The 18,085-nt window shown below is 62.2% G+C and carries 12 protein-coding genes and 3 pseudogenes; 13 read left to right on the top strand and 2 right to left on the bottom strand.

Annotated features, from left to right (window positions below):
- Window position 1 precedes the first annotated feature (1 nt).
- Together ACG98I_RS13170 and ACG98I_RS13165 are read left to right on the top strand one after the other, a co-directional pair.
- Window positions 2–3,157: a DUF6923 family protein gene (locus tag ACG98I_RS13170; protein ID WP_394721054.1), complete on the top strand. Its 3,156-nt coding sequence runs from the start codon at window positions 2–4 to the stop codon at window positions 3,155–3,157.
- Between the two features lie 226 nt (window positions 3,158–3,383).
- A pseudogene (locus ACG98I_RS13165) lies at window positions 3,384–3,938 on the top strand (GDSL-type esterase/lipase family protein); the annotation flags it as partial.
- Window positions 3,939–4,257: 319 nt separating this feature from the next.
- Here the strand turns inward: ACG98I_RS13165 and ACG98I_RS13160 are convergent.
- A complete protein-coding gene (locus ACG98I_RS13160; RefSeq protein ID WP_394721069.1) occupies window positions 4,258–4,824 on the bottom strand; it encodes a recombinase family protein in 567 nt (188 codons plus the stop codon).
- A 758-nt stretch (window positions 4,825–5,582) separates the two neighbouring features.
- Here ACG98I_RS13160 and ACG98I_RS13155 point away from each other — a divergent pair.
- From ACG98I_RS13155 to ACG98I_RS13125, 7 genes are all read left to right on the top strand, one after another.
- Window positions 5,583–6,467 carry a MurR/RpiR family transcriptional regulator gene (locus tag ACG98I_RS13155; protein WP_394721053.1) on the top strand — a complete coding sequence of 295 codons (885 nt, stop codon included), beginning with the start codon at window positions 5,583–5,585 and terminating at the stop codon, window positions 6,465–6,467.
- A gap of 18 nt (window positions 6,468–6,485) precedes the next feature.
- Window positions 6,486–8,756: a PQQ-binding-like beta-propeller repeat protein gene (locus ACG98I_RS13150; protein WP_394721052.1), complete on the top strand. Its 2,271-nt coding sequence runs from the start codon at window positions 6,486–6,488 to the stop codon at window positions 8,754–8,756.
- Window positions 8,738–9,673 (top strand): carbohydrate ABC transporter permease, encoded by a 936-nt coding sequence (locus tag ACG98I_RS13145; RefSeq protein ID WP_394721051.1) that lies wholly within the window; start codon window positions 8,738–8,740, stop codon window positions 9,671–9,673. The genes ACG98I_RS13150 and ACG98I_RS13145 overlap by 19 nt, the downstream gene beginning before the upstream one ends.
- Window positions 9,670–10,497: a carbohydrate ABC transporter permease gene (locus ACG98I_RS13140; protein WP_018022983.1), complete on the top strand. Its 828-nt coding sequence runs from the start codon at window positions 9,670–9,672 to the stop codon at window positions 10,495–10,497. Before ACG98I_RS13145 ends, ACG98I_RS13140 begins: the two co-directional genes overlap by 4 nt.
- Before the next feature lie 90 nt (window positions 10,498–10,587).
- Window positions 10,588–11,934, top strand: a complete 1,347-nt coding sequence (locus ACG98I_RS13135) for an extracellular solute-binding protein (RefSeq protein ID WP_394721050.1) — start codon at window positions 10,588–10,590, stop codon at window positions 11,932–11,934.
- Complete coding sequence (locus ACG98I_RS13130; RefSeq protein WP_394721049.1) at window positions 11,931–13,094, top strand: ABC transporter ATP-binding protein; 1,164 nt, start codon at window positions 11,931–11,933, stop codon at window positions 13,092–13,094. Before ACG98I_RS13135 ends, ACG98I_RS13130 begins: the two co-directional genes overlap by 4 nt.
- Window positions 13,095–13,105: 11 nt before the next feature.
- On the top strand, window positions 13,106–13,759 hold the full coding sequence (locus ACG98I_RS13125) for an HAD family phosphatase (protein WP_259851967.1): 654 nt from the start codon (window positions 13,106–13,108) through the stop codon (window positions 13,757–13,759).
- A 29-nt stretch (window positions 13,760–13,788) separates the two neighbouring features.
- On the opposite strand, the gene ACG98I_RS13120 is transcribed toward ACG98I_RS13125, so the two are convergent.
- Window positions 13,789–14,427: an HAD-IC family P-type ATPase gene (locus tag ACG98I_RS13120; RefSeq protein WP_259915622.1), complete on the bottom strand. Its 639-nt coding sequence runs from the start codon at window positions 14,425–14,427 to the stop codon at window positions 13,789–13,791.
- On the opposite strand from ACG98I_RS13120, the pseudogene ACG98I_RS13115 reads away from it, so the two are divergent.
- From ACG98I_RS13115 to ACG98I_RS13100, 4 genes and pseudogenes are all read left to right on the top strand, one after another.
- Window positions 14,387–14,677 (top strand): annotated as a pseudogene (locus tag ACG98I_RS13115) (transposase); the annotation flags it as partial. The gene ACG98I_RS13120 and the pseudogene ACG98I_RS13115 overlap by 41 nt on opposite strands.
- 346 nt (window positions 14,678–15,023) lie before the next feature.
- The gene (locus ACG98I_RS13110) at window positions 15,024–16,256 is read left to right on the top strand and encodes an IS110 family transposase (protein ID WP_394721048.1); all 1,233 of its coding nucleotides are present in this window, start codon (window positions 15,024–15,026) and stop codon (window positions 16,254–16,256) included.
- A gap of 351 nt (window positions 16,257–16,607) precedes the next feature.
- A pseudogene (locus ACG98I_RS13105) lies at window positions 16,608–16,781 on the top strand (DDE-type integrase/transposase/recombinase); the annotation flags it as partial.
- Between the two features lie 65 nt (window positions 16,782–16,846).
- Window positions 16,847–18,048, top strand: a protein-coding gene (locus ACG98I_RS13100) for an IS3 family transposase (protein WP_394718078.1) whose coding sequence is annotated in 2 segments (ribosomal slippage) — window positions 16,847–17,141 and window positions 17,141–18,048 — 1,203 coding nt in all. Because the reading frame shifts where the segments join, the coding sequence is not laid out codon by codon here.
- Window positions 18,049–18,085: the final 37 nt, after the last annotated feature.

Genomic DNA, 18,085 nt, shown 5'->3' with positions numbered 1-18,085 from the left:
AATGATGAAGAGTACAGATTCCGTGAAGGGGAGGAGCATCCGCACACCCCTGGCCCTGATCGCAGCGATGCACTGCGTCTTTATCCTGGTGATCCTGCAGGCGACGGCGCCCATGACCGCATCCGCGCAAACCACAGCGCGGGGTGAGATCTCGACGTCGCAGGTTACCCCGAACCCCGTCACAATGAGAAGCTTCTTCACAATCAGAAACGTCGCCAACGAAGCTGGGACCATTGACTCACTCACCGTGAACGTAGCCAACACCAGCACCAGAACTTCCAATGTTCTCACCATCTGGGTCTACGACCAGGCAGGGAGACAAGTTGGTTACCAGCCCAGTATTAACCGCTCGCTGCCAGTTCGTGCCAATGTCAGTGTCACTGTACCGATCTCGCCCCAGATGTCGGTCACGAGCGGCACTGCTTTCGAGGTGAGAGTAGATGGTGGCGGGGGCCCACTGACATTCAACATCACTGCCAGCGGCACCAAACCGGTTCTCGACGAACCGATTCCGGATCGTTGCGAAGGACAGTCGCACACCGACGCCACGGGTCAGTCCATCCCGCCGGGACCGGACTGGCAGATCCCGGTCGACGGGTACGGCCGCCAGCCCGCCAGAGAGCTGACTCCCGCGGAACAGGAGGGGGACCGCGTCTACGTGGTGTCTTCCGCACCGTCCGGCCAGAACCGTTACACCTCCCAGTTGCACTACCAGACGACGGTCGAGGGGCAGTTCGTGCGGGTGGGTAAGACCACCGGGTGGATTTACAACGCGCTAGCGTTCAATCCCGCCGATAATTGGCTGTACACCATCAGCCAGCCCAGGTACGGCACGGAGTATGCCGTAGCGGACAAGGTCGATGGGCGCCGCGATACCAGCCCGCGGGAGGATCCGTGCTTCCCCGCGGGCCATCTGCTGCAGATCGACCCAGCGACTGGACAGGTCTACGACCTCGGCAAGGTGACCGGTGAGGGTCCGGACGGGTACGGGTTCGGCGGCGAGTACGCGACCCCGTGGCCGAATGATCTGTGGGGCGGAATTAACGCCGGCTTCTTCGACCAGCAAGGTGATTACTGGGTCGCCAACGCGTCGCTGTCCGGCACGGGTGCGTTGTACCGGGTCGACCTCGATCAGGTTACGGCGTCGTCTCCCAACCCGTCGCTGGCGTACGGCAATGACCAGTGGGACCGCCGGATGCGCGGCGACTGGTGCGCGGAGGGGCCGACCCCGACTACGCGCACGGAGTTCAACCGCTTGTGGGACCGGGGTGCTCTCGGCTGCGCCGGTGCCAGTGACCGCAACGTACCCGGTTGGGAATACCGGGCATCCGCCGAGGACTACACGTTCGTGCCACAGTTCGATGCCGACCATAATTTCATCCAGGACCCCGCCAACAACTATGCGTGGGGCATCCAGAACGCGTGGGCGTCCAGTGACAGCAACGTGTACATGGAACGCATCAACCTGGCCACGGGCAAAGTCCGCCGCTTCAACATCACGCAGTTGACCAACAGCTTCGGCGACCGCGTACCTACCGGGCATCAGTGGGGCAAGGCGTGGTTCTACGGCGACGGGACCCTGGGCTTCAGTACCACCAGTACCGGGGCGAACTCTCAGCTCGTGCAGATCCAGATCAACGACGCCACCACCGAGAACCCGACGTTCGAGCTCGTCTCCACCAACCAGAACGCTCCCACCGGATACAACTCCAACGGCACGAGTACGACGAACCCGTTCACTCAGCGGGAAGTCGACCTGAATATCGAGAAGATCTCTACGGATGGCCGCGACGGCGACGACCCCGCCAGAGCGAACTGGACGATCCGGGTCGAGAACCTTGGTCCGGACACGGCAACAGGCTTCCACATCCAGGACACCTTCGCTCCGGACACGTTCAGTGATCCGCAGCTCCACCAAGTACTGGTCGGCGAAGGACAACCGGCGCCACAGTACGACATAACGACGACCAGCACGGGTTTCCAGGTGTCGTTCGGCACGCTCGCAGCCGGCCACTGGGTCGAAGTGGAGTTCTCCGCTGCACCACCGACCCGGGAAGGTTGTTATGAGAACGAAGCGACCGTCCGCGGGCTGGATTACGACCCCACGATCGAGAACAATTGGGCGTCGGACTGGAACTGCGGCCCGACGGTGGCGAAGAACATCGTCGACGTCAACGGCGACGGTGCCATCGACACGGCCGACACCAGTCTGCCCAGTGAAAGCGGGGCGCTCGCGGCGCGCTATGAACTGGTGGTCACCGGCCCCGCGGAAGGTAGCCCGGCGACTTACTCCCTGCGGGATGCACCGCAGTTCACCGGCCTGGTGGAGGTCACCGGGGCGCGCGTGGTGGGCGTGTCCGGCGACGGAGCCTACAGCGAGGCGGATCAAACCAGCTTCGGTCCGCCGGCGGAAGGGCAGGAGTGGGTGATTGTCCCGGAGACTGCCGAGTGGACGATCGCACAGGGTCAGACGCACACCTACCTCCTCGAAGTCGACTATGCGTGGAGCGGATCTACGGGGTTGGACGCACTGAGTGAGGAAGAACGAGCAACCCTGGAGTGCCGGGTCGGCCCGGGTAACGGATTGTTCAACACCGTCTACTTGGACTACGAAGGGCAGACGTTCGAGGACGATGCCTGCGGTCCGGTCGGCGAGGAACCGGAGCCGGACCCGGGGATCGTGACCGTGCAGAAGGCTGAGTACGACCCCTCCAACCCGACCGAGCCGACCATCCTTGATGAACTCGCAGGCGCGGAGTTCGTGGTCTACGGTGCAGGAGAAAGCGGCGACATCGACTACGAGAACGTCATCGCAGAGATCGACGCCGGTAACCGTGCCTTCGAGGTACCCACCGCTGGGACGTTCTACCTGGTCGAAACCAGGTCGCCGGAGGGCATGAACTTGCTCGCCGAACCGGTGCGTTTCGACGCCACGGTCGACCCGGAGACTAACGAGATCGTGGTCACGCAGTCAGGAGACAGCGTGCTGGTCGCCGTATCCGGACAGGGGGCGGATATCGTGCTTACCGTCGCGGACACCTCCGTCGGAGTGCTCCCGGACACCGGCGGCCGGGGGATCGGCGTGTACGCACTGATCGGCCTGGTGCTCATCGGGATGGCGTTCGGGTTCTTGAGCAGGACCCGCGCCACAGCCTGACGAGCGGGGAGGGCCTCACCGGCCCGCGCGCCCTGCTGAGGTGGCGCGGACCCGCCGGGCCTTTACACTGAGGCCTATGCGATCACGCTTATCCGCGCTTGCCGCCTGCACGGGCGCAACCGCACTTGTCCTCGCCGACTGCGGGGACACCGTGGAACCCCCCGCCTCCGGCACCCCCTCCAGCCCCGCGTAGCCCCGGACGTACAACTACGTCGCGCTCGGGGATTCTTACGCGGCGTTAGGGTCGACGTCGGCGCCGACGTCCGGGCCGGCCGCGTGCCTGCGGTCCGCGGACAACTACCCGGCCGGTGTTCTCGCCGACGACCGCGTCACGGGCATCGACGTCACCTGTTCAGGAGCGCGGACCGAGCATGTCCTCGCCCCACGGGAGGCCGGCGAGGAGGTGATCCCGCCGCAGGTGGAGGCGCTGAACGCGGACACCACGTTGGTGACCTTGTCCATCGGCGGCAACGACATCGACTTTTCGGCGATCGTGGACTGCTTCGTCGCGGACCTGGCGGCGGGCCGGCCGACCGACTGCGGTCCGCGGTTGCAGGACGCGGCCGAACAGCGCCTGGCGGAGTTGTCGACGGAGCTCGACGCGGTCCATGCCGGGATCGAGGGCCGGTCCCCGGAGGCGACGGTGATCGTGACCGGGTACTTCCCTCTGGTCGACAGCTCAGGTGAATGCGCCAATGCCGCGACCATCAGCCCCGCAGACCGGGCCTGGGTGGTGGATCTGACCCGGGCCCCTCAACGAGGAGGTGGCGGCGACCGCTGAGCGCGCCGGGGCGCAGTACGTCCTGCCCGCCGGAGTGGAGGAGCACACGGGGTGCGCACCCGTCGACAAGCGCTGGGTTGACTTCTTCGACAGCGAGACTGACGCGTACCCGATGCACCCGACCCCTCTGGGGCAGGAGGCGATGGCCGAGGCGGTGACGGAGCAGCTCTGTGAGGCGGCCTGGGATTACAGTCACTATTTTAGCCGCAAGGGTTGTGCAATAGTGAAGTGTCCCAGGTTTTGTTCCGTCTGAGTAGGTGGGAAAATCTGGGACGCAGCAAGGCTCTGACTTGGCATTTACGGCGGTCTCCGCAGTTATCTATACCTTATCCAAGTAGCTATAAAGCGTTGTTCTGCCAATGCCGAGCCTACGGGCAACCTCAGCCTTCGGAATACCGGCAGTCACCCACTCTTGTGCCTGGGCAAGCTGCTCATCAGTCAGCGCTTTCGCGCGACCTTTATAAACCCCGCGCGCTTTCGCCCGCGCAATTCCCTCTGCCTGGCGCTCACGAATAATCGAGCGCTCAAACTCCGCCACCGATCCGAGCAGTCCGAGCATGAGCTTGGCAATCGGAGTCGAATTCAACGAATACGTTTGCCCCTCTTTCAGGAACTTCACTGAAATATCCTGACTGGTCAGGTCATCGACCAGGCGGTGCAAATCAATAAGCGACCGCGCCAACCGATCCATACTGGTGACCACAAGTTGGTCACCAGGACGCACATAATTCAACGCACCATCCAACCCAGGCCGGTCAGTAGACGAACCGCTGACAGTATCGTCGAATATGCGAAAGCACTTCTCTTTTTTCAACGCTGCGGTTTGCCGCTCTAAGTTTTGGTCTTTAGAGCTAACCCGCGCGTAACCGACTTTCTGCCCGGAAATAACCTCAGAATGTTCAGGAATATCTAGAGGCAGTGACGGTTCTGTTCCATTATCCATAACTCCACCCTAGTGAACATGATGTTTGCGAGCATCCCTACAATTCAAAAACTGTTCTTCTGAGGTGTAGGCTGTCGTTCCTCAAATCCGTGCAGTAGACCCCTGTCGGGATCTGATTGTGATGCCGACCATAGCCACCGTAGCCACGATAGCGCCAAGGACCGCGTATGGGGTTTGCGGGCTCTTCGCGTTTGAGTGTGGGTCACGGCGTGTCTCCTGATCGGGGATGCTCGTCGAATCCACCCCCGATCAACACTGTCTGCAACCGGCAGTAGTCGAAGTTGCGTCAACCCCTCGCGACCCGCCGGTGCAGATCAATGAGATTGTTCACCGCCTCCCCTGGCCCCGACGACGACCGGACCATCTCGGCACCCCGGTACGCCAACGCCCGCCGGAACCGCATGCAAGCCTTCCGCGCGACCTACAGCTCCAGATGCCGGCCATTGGTGAGTACCGTGTCGAGCTTGTCCCGCCACTTCTCGTGCGGGTTACGGTCCCAGGTGTTGCACGTCAATCGACGGGTTCAGGACCCTCCCCGGGGCCCGGCGCCGCCGACGGGTCAGATGACACAGACGGGTGACAGGGGTGTCCTCCTGGTCCAGACAGGAGCATGTTTCCAGAAGTGACGGATAGATGGAAGATTCATCCACCGTTCATTTCGACCTACGCTGCGTTCATCTTCGGGCGGTAGCGTTCACGGCATGAATGACACAGACAGTGACTTCCGCGACGCCATCCTCGGCCGTCGCACACCGGTACTGGAGGAAATCCGGCACCGGCTACCGTCCTTTTCCGTTTCGGAGGCCCGGGTCGCCCGATTCATCATGACCTCCCCCGTCGAGGTGATGGGAATGTCCATCTCCCAGCTCGCCGACGCATCATCGACATCGGTCGGTTCGGTGGCCCGGTTCTGTCAACGGTTCGGCGTCACCGGGTACCAGCAGTTCAAACTTCTGCTCTCCCGGACACTGCCCGCTCCGTCGGAGGCGGAGGACGCCGGTGCCGGAGACGGTGGCAGTGACTCAGCCCGCTACCGCAGAACCCTCATACAGACCGGTGAGGCTCTCATCGCTGCGAGTAGGGTCATCGACACCGACCAGATAGAACGGGTCGTCGACATCATCGCGTCGGCAGGCAGTGTGCTCATCGCCGCGGCGGGAACATCCACACCGTTGGCCTGGGACACCGCCTACCGCATGACCGCACTCGGTATCGACGCCCGTTTCGAGGCGGACTTCATTTTCCAGGAGGTCCTCGCCGGATCCCTGGGCGAAGGAGACGTGTGCCTCGCGATCAGCCACACAGGTTCCACAATTCCCACGCTCCGGGTCGTCGAGACCGCCCGTGACAGGGGAGCAGTCACCGTGGGGGTCACCAGCTTCGCGACGTCACCGGTTACCGAACTGCTGGACTCGGTGATCGTCGCAGGCAGTGCGGAAACCCATCACCAGGTGGAAGCCGTCGTGAGCCGCATCGTCCATCTCGCAGTGCTCGACACCCTTCTCACCGGTCTCCGGAACCGGATCACAGGAGCACCTGACGCACAGTTCCGGGCCGACTCCATAGTCAATGCCAACCGGATCTGAACAGGAGAGACGATCAACATGGACACTCCGACACAGCACGATCGTGAAGACGACACGCCGTCCGACACCGTCAGAGGTACAGTGGTCGATTCACTCGGACAGCCACTGCCGAGAATTTCGGTCAGCGACGGGCGACGAGTGACGCTCACCGATGACAACGGGGCATTCTCTTTCAACGGTGACCCGGACAACGGCGGTGCGCTTCCGGGCAGTGGTTTCATCACCGTCACCGTTCCAGCCGGCCTAACCGCAGACCGCTGGTTCTGCCGAACACGCAGCGGAGAAGACCTGCGGTTCGTCCTGGAACGGGCGACAGATCCCGCAGCGACCGCTCTTCCCTACCGTTTCGCCCACCTCACAGATCTCCACATCGGTGGCGCTGCGATGTATCCGCAACCGGCTGAGCTCGGTGACGCCGAAGTGCTGGGTGCGCTGCTGCGGCGCATCGCCGAGCAGACCGACGTGGCGTCATTCATGATCACCGGGGATCTCACCGACCGCGGCGTCGACGACCAGTACCGTGAACTCCTCCGGACCCTGTCGCACAGCCCCCGGCCGTGGCACACCGTTCCCGGCAACCACGACCACATGGCAGGTGACCGTTACCACAGCACTGTTAGCCGGACCGGCTACGAGATCCACACCGGTGACCCCGCCGCCTATGAAACGTGGATGGGACCTCGCTGGTACTCATTCGACCTTCCCGGGCTCCACGTAGTCTGCATGGACTGGCTGACCGATGAACTTGACCTGGACGCCGGGATCCAGCGCTCCTGGCTGGCAGCGGATCTCGCCGCCTGGAATGCCGGGGGGCAGGGGGAACGTCCCTGGATTCTGCTGTACCACGACCAGCCCACCAGAGAATTCCTCGACAGCGCACCGTATCCGCCGAAAGCCACGTTCTCCGGACACCGTCACACGGACCGGATCGTGAAGACTGACGACGTCCTCCACGTCAATACTCCGCCGGCGATGTTCGGCGGAGTCGACCACTCGGTGGCCGGGTACCGGGTCGTGGAGTGGGACGGCGAACAGATCACCGTGGTAACCGGTCAGAGCTTTCCGCCTGCCGGATCCGGCGGGACCGTAGGATCCGCCGGAAGCGCCGGGTCAGGTCGGGCTGCCGCGGAGGACACCCCTGCTCCGGTCACACCACTGTGGCAGCACGAACCTGACACCACAGGGTACCGGGCGGTAGCCGCAGGGCAGGGTACCGCGGGAACTCTGGTCGCCTACAGGGCCTGTGAAGGTGGTGAAGGCAGACTGTCCTGCCTCGACCTCGCCACCGGACGCACCGTATGGGAGCTCGACCTCGACACATGGCCTGCGGCCGACGCTCCCGTTCGAGGTTCGGTGGACGGCAGTCCTGTCGCGGTGATCGGTCTGGTTGACGGGTCTGTGATAGCAGTGGACGACACGGCCGGGACACTCCTCTGGCGCTTCGATTCCACCGATCCCATGCGACGGTTCTCCCTGCATTCCCCCGCAGTCACCGAGGGAACGGTCATTGCTGGAGATGTCTCCGATGTCGTCGGGATCTCACTGGACGACGGCACACTCCGGTGGCGTCGCCGGGACCTGGCCAACTACCAGATCTTCATCACCATGGCCTCCCCTGCCCCGGACGGTTCGAGAGTGGCTGTGGGGTCTTTTCCCGCCCCGGAGCGCATCAGCGTGCTGGACGCTGCAACCGGCGGTGACCTCGCTACCGCACATGCTCAGCAACAGTCCCGGACTACCGGCGAAAGCCCGTTCTCGCGTGCAGCTCTACCGGTGGCGACACCTGTATGGGCGGCCCCGACCGGGATCATCTACACGACTCTGAACGGAACATCCCGTCTGAACCCTTTCACCGCAACGGTGGAGTGGCAGCGACTCTCCCGGCGACCGTGGAATGAAGCGTCCCCGTTGTGCGTGCCCGACGGGGTTGTCGTGACCGACTCGTCAGGTGAGGTATCACTCCTCGACGTGGACACCGGGGACACCCGGTGGACCTGGAACTGGTCCCGGGACTCCTCCGGCGCTCCACTCGTCTGTCGCGGTACCTACCGGAGAACGCCGGAGCCGCTGTCCGCCACTCCCGCGCTCGCAGGGGAGGAGATCCTTGTTCCCACACTGTGCGCCTCGGTGGTCGTCCTCGATGTATCCACCGGTGAGCCGCGTCGGGTCGTCCCCACCTACGCACCGGTCACGGCCACCCCGGTCCCGGGGCCGGTGGGCCACGGGCCGGGACTCCTGATGGTCACAGTGGAGTCGGACGGGGGTGTGCGATGCTATCCGCTGCAGTGACCGTGCCGGGGCGTCGCCGCCGGATAGTGGGGCTCGCCTTCGCCACACCTGCGCTCGTTGCGGTCAGCCTGTTCATTCTGTTGCCGGGTCTGCTGGCGTTGGTGGGCAGCCTGTTCAACATCAGGATCGGGTCGCAGACCTCGTGGAGGTGGGCAGGGCTCGACAACTACGGCACCGTTCTCGCGGATCCGGCGGTCCGCCAGGCGATCCTGAACACCCTGGTCTACTCGGTGATCACCGTGATCCCCGGTCTGGCCCTCGGCTTCCTCCTGGCACTGCTGGTCCATTCAACCACCAGGGGAAGGCGTCTGCTCCAGGTACTGCTGTTCCTCCCGTACACAGGGAATCTTGTTGCCATGGGAGTGGTTTTCCGGTCGGTGTTCGCCAGCCCCTCGGGCCCGTTGAACAGTGTGCTGGGAGTGTTCGGTCTGGGACCGGTGGCTTTCCTCAGTGACCCTTCCCTGGCTCTTCCCACGGTCGCTCTGGTCGGACTGTGGCGACTGGTGTCGTTCACGTTCCTCATCTACTTCGCGGGCCTCAGCAGCATACCGACGGTGGTGGAGGAGGCCGCTGACATGGACGGTGTCACAGGTGCAGCCCGAGTGCGTCACGTACTTCTTCCACTCCTCCGGCCTGCCAGTGCATTCGCCCTGGTGATGGCGGTTCTCCAGTGTGCGCAGGTTTTCGACACCGTCCGGATTATGACCGACGGTGGGCCTCTCGGTTCAAGTGAGACCGTACTCACCATGGCCTGGAAACTCGGGTTCGAGTACTTCGACCTGGGGCAGGCAGCTGCGCTGAACACCATGCTCATCGCGGTTCTGATTCTCACAGGGGTGATCCACCGGCGGATTTCCCGACGTAGCGAACGTCCGTCAGCGGCAGGCGTCCCGCAGACAGGGGAGGAGAAGTCATGACCAGCACCGTGATCAGCACCGTGACCAGGTGGAGTGTCCTCTTCATCGCTGTCGTCATTTCTCTGGCACCGTTCCTCTGGATGGTGCGTACCGCCTTTGCGGGTCGGGAGGATCAGGTTGACTCAGGGCTCCGCCTCCTTCCTCCGGACCCGACACTCGCCAACTTCTCTGAGGCGTGGACACGGGGTGGGCTCGGACACGCGATGCTGGTCGGTGTCGTAGTCACGGCGCTGATTCTCGTGCTTCAGCTCGCGGTGAGCATTCCGGCGTCATTCGCTCTCGCGAAGCTCGACTTCCCCGGTCGTAATGCCGCATTCGGGCTGGTTCTGGCCTGTATGTTGATCCCGGGCCAGGCGACTGCACTGCCGCTGTACATCGGGATCGGGAGTGCGGGGTTCGGAAACACTTTCGCGGCGTTGGTGATCCCGTTCACGGCGACGGCTATAGGACTGTTTCTGCTGCGTCAGCACATGGTGACCATCCCGGACACTCTCCTCGAAGCTGCCCGGACAGACGGTCTCGGTCTGTGGCGGACTCTGGTCCATGTCGTCGTCCCCAACTCCCGCTCTGCGATCGCGACCTTCTCGGTGCTGTCCGTCTTCGCACACTGGAACGACTACATGTGGCCACTGCTCATCGCCCGCTCCGATGCCCTGTACACCCCGCCGCTGGCACTGGCGGTGTTCCAGCAGGGAGAGACCGGAACCGACTACGGCGCGCTGAGCGCCGGGGCACTCATCGTGACACTTCCGATGATCGCACTGTTCCTGGCTGCCCAGCAGCACTTCGCCCGTGGGATAGCGGGTGGGGAGGCTCCGGGCTGACATGACAAGGGATCTCTCATCCGCTCCTCCGACAGTTCTCCACCCCGACACTTCATCCCCAGTAATCACCAGACAGAAAGGGCAGGACCAATGACCTCCACATCTTCAACCACCCGTCTGACCTCCACATCTTCAACCACCCGTCGCAGGCTCCGAGGCCGGAGCCTCGGCGCAGCACTGCTCACAGCGACCTCGCTCGCTGCGCTCACCTCCTGCTCCGGATCAGGGGAAACCGCTGCCCCGGCGGAACAGGCCGACGTGTCCTCCTGCGACCCGTCCGGTGTGACACTCACCGCCGCATTTGCCAGCCAGGGTCGGCAGGGCGCTGAACTGGCCAAAGAACAGCTGGAGAAGAAGTACCCGGGACTCACCGTGGAACTCAGGGCTGCCCCGGAGGGCACCAGCTACGACGAACTCACGCAGCAGGTTGTCGCGGACATTCAGGCAGGGTCGCGCCCGGACGTCATCATGCTGGGGCTTGACCAGCTCAGGTTCTGGGTAGACAACTACAGTCCCCGACCTCTCGACACCTCAGTGCTCAAGGACAGCTACCGCAAGAACTTCCTGGATGTCGGCACAATCAACGGGACCACCTACGTAGCCCCGTTCCAGATCTCGGTTCCAGTTCTCTACACCAACACGACGATGGCCGGGCAGGCCGGAATCGACGAGCTGCCGACCACCCACAGCCAGGTGATCAGCGATGCGGAGAAGATCAAGGAGAAGACGGGAAAGAAACCTGTCCAGATTCCGCGTGACAACATCGCCTGGTGGTTCGTCCAGGCCTTCACCCAGAGCAACGGTGCCCGGTATGTCAACGATGACGGGACGGCCGGGTTCGACACCCCGCAGGGGCGCGAGGCGCTGGAGATCTACCGGACCATCGGGGAGAAGGGACTGCAGAATCCGGTGTCCTGGCAGGATTCGATCAAGGAATTCAGCAGCGGCCAGGTCGCCTACTTCTTCGGGACACCGGCAGTGGCCGCGACAGTGAAGAAGGCGGTGGGTGACAGTTTCGACTGGACAGTGTCCGACATGCCGGTGCCGGACGGTGGTACCGCCAACCTCCCGGCAGGGGGCAACGGGTGGATGGTGCTCTCCGATGACGCCTGCCGGGCCGCGTACTCGAGCGAGATGATCAGCGACATGCTGGATCCGCAGGTGATTGCAAGCAGCGCACGGGAGAACAGCTACATTCCTGTTGACACCGCAGCCCAGGACATGCTCAGGCAGGATGCCGACTACGACAGCCCGCTAGGGTACGCATGGAAGTACGAGGGGACGCCGAGTGCCGGCGGCGGCTGGCCGGGACAGTCCATGGGAAGGGTGAACCAGACGCTCCAGGACATGGTCCAGCAGATGACCGATCAGGGAAGGTCTGTCGACGAAGCGGTCTCTGACGCCGTGAAGAAGATCAACGGGGTGACTCAGCAGTGACATCCTTCGCCAGAGCAGTGCAGGAACAGGAATCCACCACGGGAGGGGACCACGCCAAGAGTATCCGTGTCCACGGACTGACCAGGACATTCGGAGAGGTCACTGCTCTCGACCACGTCGATCTGGACGTTATTCCGGGTGAGTCACTGGTACTTCTCGGCCCGTCCGGCTCCGGGAAGTCCACGTTCCTGCGAGCTGTCGCAGGGCTGGAGGAGATCGACTCCGGCGAGATCACCATTGGTGGCGTCCCACAACAGGGCCTGCCGCCTCACCGTCGTGACGTCGCCATCGTCTTTCAGAACTTCGCCCTCTACCCGCATCTGGACGCGCTCCGTAACATCACCCTGGGACTTGTTCACGGTCTCGGCATGACCAGGGGAGATGCCGAGCTACGAGCCCGCGCGGTGGCGCAGCGTCTGCAGATCACCGAACTGCTGGGCCGCCGTCCCCGCGAAATGTCCGGGGGACAGCGGCAGCGCGTTGCTCTGGCCCGTGCACTGGCACGCCAGGCAGGGGTGGTTCTGCTGGACGAGCCCCTGTCCGGGATGGATGCGCAGCTCCACCTCGTCCTCCGGGAGGAGATAGCGACACTGTTGCGCAGCAGCGGGGCCACGTCTATCCATGTCACGCACGACCAGCAGGATGCCTTTGCCGTCGCTGACAGGGTGGCGGTGATTCACCGTGGGAGGATTGAGCAGATCGGTACACCCCGTGAGCTGTATTCGCGTCCGACTACCGCTTTCGTGGCAGGTTTCATCGGTATACCGCCGATGAACCTGGCCGAAGTGCGGGTCAGAGATGGGTACTGCACAGGTGGTTTTCTTGAGGGAGTTCCCCTGGAGGAGCTCGGAGGGATGCCCGTTCTCAGGGGAAGGGACCGGTTCCGCGTCGGTATCCGGCCTGACGATCTCCGGTTGGGCACTCCCGGAGACAGTCGCGACCGGGGCATCGGGGTGACGGTCACTGCGGTCTCCTACGAAGGTGGCAGCCAGATTGTCCGCCTGAGCCGCAATGGTGACGTCGCCGGTGGCACCCTGTCAGCGAGGATGACGGCTGACGCCTCAGTGAGCGAGGGTGACCAGCTGTCGGCGTCCTGGAGCCGTGGTGCACTTCATGTGTTTGACGCGGAAACCGGCATACGGATCGACGCAGACAGGTGAAAGGGGAGGACATGAGAGGTGTCAGGGTCACAGCTCCCCGCGACAGGGATGCCCTGTACCGTCCGGGATACTCAGCCTACATCTTCGACTGGGACGGAACAGTCGCGGACAGTCACAGGGCGAACTACTCTGCCGTCAGCAGTGCGCTCAGGCTTGTCGGCGTCGACATCAGCTGGGAATGGTACATTGCGCGCCACGGGCTTTCGGCGGGAGAGATGGCCACGGCGGCTGCTGAAGAGGTGGGAAGGCGCATTGACGTCCCGAGGGTTGTCGAGTCCAGGGACGAGTTCTTCCTCCGTGTTGTCGCCGATGTTGCACCGGTTGCCCCGGTCGTTTCAGTGATCCGCCGCCTGCAGGGTGGTGCTCCTGTCGCTGTAGCCACCGGAGGACCCCGGCGCACCGTGCTCCACACGATCGACATGTGGAAGATAGGACACTTGTTCTCGGCAGTTGTCACCCGGGACGACGTGTCCTGCGGAAAGCCGGATCCGGCACTGTTTCTGCGGGCGTCGGAGCTGCTGGGTGTCCCGGCGGAGAAGTGCCTGGTCTACGAGGATAGTGATGAAGGGCTCGAAGCTGCGCGGAGGGCAGGTATGGACGCGGTGGACGTGCGACCCTGTCTGGCGTCGGAGCGGAGGGGCATGACGGCGCGCACACCGTCCTGACTGAATGGCGGGGCGCAACCGACTGCCCCTCACCGCGGAGGAGTTCGACGCTGCCGCCCGGGTATCAGCCGCGCAGAGTTGAGGATGAACGCCGTCTCCGACCCGACATGGACGAAGGCGGCGACCACCGGGCTGAGCAGTCCGGATGCCGCCAGTACGATTCCTGCCAGGTCGACAGTCACGGTCCCGATGAAGTTGAACGTCACGATCCGGTGTGCCCGCCGGGCCGTGCGCAGGGTGGTGACCAGATCGCGGGGGTCGGAGCTGACGAGAATGACGTCGGAGCTTTCCCTGGCGATGTCTGTTCCCCCTCCCATGGCGATTCCCACGTCAGCTTTCGCCAGCGCCGGGGCGTCATTGACCCCGTCGCCGACCATCACCAGCCGGTGGCCTGCGGCCCGTTCGCGGTCGATCACAGTGGTCTTGTCCTCGGGGAGCAGGTCGGCGCGAACGTCGGTGACGCCCACCGCCCTGCCGACGGCGAGGGCCGTCCCGGCGGAGTCGCCGGTGATCATGATGGTGCGCACGCCTTCGTCGTGCAGGTCGGCGACAGCCTGGGAGGATGTCGGCCTGATTTCGTCGGCGAGCAGTACAGAACCGGCGTACCTGCCGTCGACGCCGATGTGTACCGCGTTCCCGAAGCCGGGGTGGACGAAGGTGTGGTCCAACAATCTGACGGAGCGGTTGAACAAGGAGATCCGCCGGCGGACCAATGTCGTGAGGATCTTCCCTGACCGTGTTTCGGTGGTCCGGTTGGTCGGGGCAGTGCTGGCTGAGCAGCATGAGGACTGGATGCAGCAGCGTCGGTACATGCCTCTGGCGGTGCTGTCCTCGACGGCGGAGATGCTGGCGAAGGCCCGGGCAGCTGACGGCGTCGGCGTCGTTGTCGGTGACGGTCAGGAGGCTCTGGTGGCGTAGAGAATCCTGTTCCGTCAGCGGTCAGTTCATCGCTGAGTCAACCGCTGGCGGATACACCACTCAAAAGGACGCTGATAATGGGTAGTGCAGGATCGGAACCAGTCGGAATGACCCGCAAACGGACTGGCTACAGTGTGACTGTGTGCCTTCGTCAAGATTTGTCTTCCGGATTGGTTCCGACCCCGCACCACGGGTCTGGTGATGCGGTCATGACCTCATAGGAGCGTGACCTCAACCGCGATCACCCCAACAGGTGCCAAGTGTAGAGGTCCCATCAGCGTCTTGTCTGCCCGACATCACGGAACCATGGCTGTAGGAACTACTCATCCTGTCGAAGGGACTCTTCATGACGAACACCGCTATCCCCACCACGTTTCCACCGGTCGCCGGGGTTGACACACATACTGATACCCATACCGTCGCCGCGGTCACTGCTACAGGTCAGCATCTAGCTACCGAAACCTTTCCTGCGACCACTGCAGGATATAAACATCTGGCGTCGTTTCTAAACACCCACAGTGTCGACACCGTCGGGGTCGAAGGAACCAATTCCTACGGGGCAGGACTAACACGCCATCTCATCAACTCTGGATATACAGTCGTCGAGGTGCTGCGTCCGACCCGCGCGGTCCGTAGGCGTAACGGCAAATCAGACCCAGTCGATGCTCTGGCTGCCGCACGACAAGTCCTCACCGGGGACGCGTTGAGCATCCCCAAAGACTCAACAGGACCAGTCGAATCGTTAAGAACGCTCTACATCACACGCAAGCAGCTTGTGACAACGACTGTTAAACTCTTGAACACGATCAAGTCGTTGCTGGTCACTGCGTCTGATGACACCCGGACGAGGTATAGCACGATGACGAACCACGCTATGATCGTTGCTTTGGCTCGTTGTCGGCCAAAACCTGACGATCACGACCCGGCGAATGCGGTGGTATCCAGCTTGAAAATTCTTGCAACCACCTACCTTGAGATGCGAGGCCGATGTGATGAACTCGAATCCCGGATCAGTGCTCTTATCTCACATATCAACCCGTATATCAGCAACATGATCGGTAGCGGCCCGGTGATTGCTGCTGAACTACTTGTCAGCATAGGTGAAAATCCCGGACGCATCCCGTCCGAAGCAGCCCTAGCGCAACTATGCGGCGTAGCACCACTGCCAGCAAGTTCCGGGCGTACCACACGACACAGACTAAACCGAGGCGGAGACCGGCGGGCGAATTCAGCGCTGTACCGGATAGCGGTTGTTCGCATGGCGTGTGACCAACGCACCAAAGAATACGTAGCTAAACGCACCGCAGAAGGCTTGTCAAAGAAAGAAATCATTCGCTGCCTGAAACGAGCCATCGTGCGCGAGGTTTACCGCATCGTGTGTGCGCAGTCCAGCCAGCCTGAACCGACGGATTATCGCCGCCCAGAGTTGAAACGCCTACGTCAAGCACGGCACCTGACACAGGCACAAATAGCACACCGCCTTGGATGCGCCCCTGCCAGAATCAGCGATATCGAAACCGGAAGACGCCCGCTAAAAGAATTAACCATTGCCTATGAAAAACTTCTCGTCAGCACTTGACACACTATAGGAGCATCTTGACCCTGGAGTGCCGTCACAGTAGTGACCAGGAGCAACGTCCTGGTCCAGAGAAGAGGAAGGTCGTGGCCACCATCCTTGTGCTTGGGATGTCGGTGACTCACGACTTTGCTGGGACAATTACCCAGGTGCACAGCTGGTTTGCCTAGCTGAGCATTAGGAGTGTCTTTCGACGCTCGACGACCTTCGGAGCTTAGGACCTCCGGAGGTCGTTTTTCTTGTTCAGGGGAGCCAACCCAGGTGGGAGAGCACATCCCTGATGGTGCCCCAGGTTACGGGGCTTGCCGCCTCCTACGCTACTTGCATCGGCCGCGCTTTATGTGTGTCTTTTTAGGGCATCCCAGAGTGATCAACACCGATAAAGCACCCTCCCTACCCAGGGCAATCACCGAGTTGAAGTCAGAGGGAATCTGCCCGCCAACAGTGGAACACCGGCAGGTGAAATACCTCAACAACATCCTGGAAGGCGACCATGGTCGGCTGAAGCGGATCCTCGGGCCGAAAGGGGACCTGACCCCCGTTTGGTGGACACCTTGAAACCAGCATCATGCTGGGAAAGGTAATCTGCCACCATGCCACGCAAGACCTACACAGAGGAGTTCAAGCGCGACGCTGTTGCGCTCTACGAGAACTCCCCAGGTGCCTCGCTCAAGACCATCGCCGTGGACCTCGGAATCAACCGTGCCACCCTGCATAACTGGTTGAAAAAGTACGGGACAGGTGCGCGTACCAAAACCCGCACCGCAGAGTCGCCCTCGTCGATGTCGGTGACCGAGGCTGAGCGGATCCGCCAGCTGGAACGGGAAGTCAGCCGCTTACGCGAAGAGCGCGATATCCTGCGAAAGGCTGCTAAATATTTCGCGGAAGAGACGAACTGGTGATCCGCTTCCAGTTCGTTGACGACGCCCAGAAGAACCATTCGGTTAAGCGGTTATGTGACGTGTTGAAACTCAGCAGGTCCTCCTATTACAAATGGAAAAACAGCAGCTCAGCCCGGAGGAAACGACTCATATCCGACGCCATCCTCGGTGCACGGGTCAAGACTGTATTCACTGCCGAAAATGGTTGCTACGGGGCCAAGCGGATTACGGCTGAACTTAAAGACCAGCCGGGTCATGAGCCCGTGAATCACAAGCGGGTTGCGCGGATCATGCGTGAACTCAAACTGTTTGGCTACACCAAGAAACGCAAGGTCACCACCACCGTGTCAGATCAGAAGAAACCAGTGTTCCCTGACCTTGTCGGCCGTAAATTCACTGCCGACAAGCCGAACCAGGTCTACGTCGGTGACATTACCTATCTGCCGATTGCAGATGGGTCGAATATGTACTTGGCTACGGTCATTGATTGCTATTCCCGCCGGCTGGTTGGCTTCGCGATCGCCGATCACATGCGCACATCACTGGTGCAGGATGCGCTGGTGATGGCCAAAGGCCAGCGAGGGAGCATGAAGGAAGCAATTTTCCACTCGGACCACGGCAGTGTGTACACATCGAATGCGTTCCAGGACACCTGCACCCAGTTGGGGATCAGGCAGTCGATGGGATCAATTGGGACCAGTGCGGACAACGCTTTGGCGGAGTCGTTCAACGCGGCCCTGAAGAGGGAAGTCCTTCAAGATTCCAAGACCTTTGCCAACCAGTTGATCTGCCGGCGGGATGTTTTCCGCTGGTGTACCCGTTACAACACGGTGCGCCGACATTCCTGGTGTAAATATCTGGCTCCTGTGGTGTTTGAGGAGCGCTGTCCTGCTATCCTAAGATCTGCTTCTTGATTAAATCCTCCGTGTCCACTTCCCGGGGGTCGGGCCC

This window comes from Corynebacterium sp. L4757, assembly GCF_043673995.1.
Classification (GTDB): Bacteria; Actinomycetota; Actinomycetes; order Mycobacteriales; family Mycobacteriaceae; genus Corynebacterium.
The sequence above is the reverse complement of the archived record's forward strand: the minus strand, read 5'-3'. Positions and strand labels throughout refer to the sequence as shown.

Coding starts and splice junctions, on each gene's coding strand:
- ACG98I_RS13170 (WP_394721054.1), top strand. CDS start 2: ATGATGAAGAGTACAGATTCCGTGAAGGGGAGGAGCATCCGCACACCC.
- ACG98I_RS13155 (WP_394721053.1), top strand. CDS start 5,583: ATGAATGACACAGACAGTGACTTCCGCGACGCCATCCTCGGCCGTCGC.
- ACG98I_RS13150 (WP_394721052.1), top strand. CDS start 6,486: ATGGACACTCCGACACAGCACGATCGTGAAGACGACACGCCGTCCGAC.
- ACG98I_RS13145 (WP_394721051.1), top strand. CDS start 8,738: ATGCTATCCGCTGCAGTGACCGTGCCGGGGCGTCGCCGCCGGATAGTG.
- ACG98I_RS13140 (WP_018022983.1), top strand. CDS start 9,670: ATGACCAGCACCGTGATCAGCACCGTGACCAGGTGGAGTGTCCTCTTC.
- ACG98I_RS13135 (WP_394721050.1), top strand. CDS start 10,588: ATGACCTCCACATCTTCAACCACCCGTCTGACCTCCACATCTTCAACC.
- ACG98I_RS13125 (WP_259851967.1), top strand. CDS start 13,106: ATGAGAGGTGTCAGGGTCACAGCTCCCCGCGACAGGGATGCCCTGTAC.
- ACG98I_RS13110 (WP_394721048.1), top strand. CDS start 15,024: ATGACGAACACCGCTATCCCCACCACGTTTCCACCGGTCGCCGGGGTT.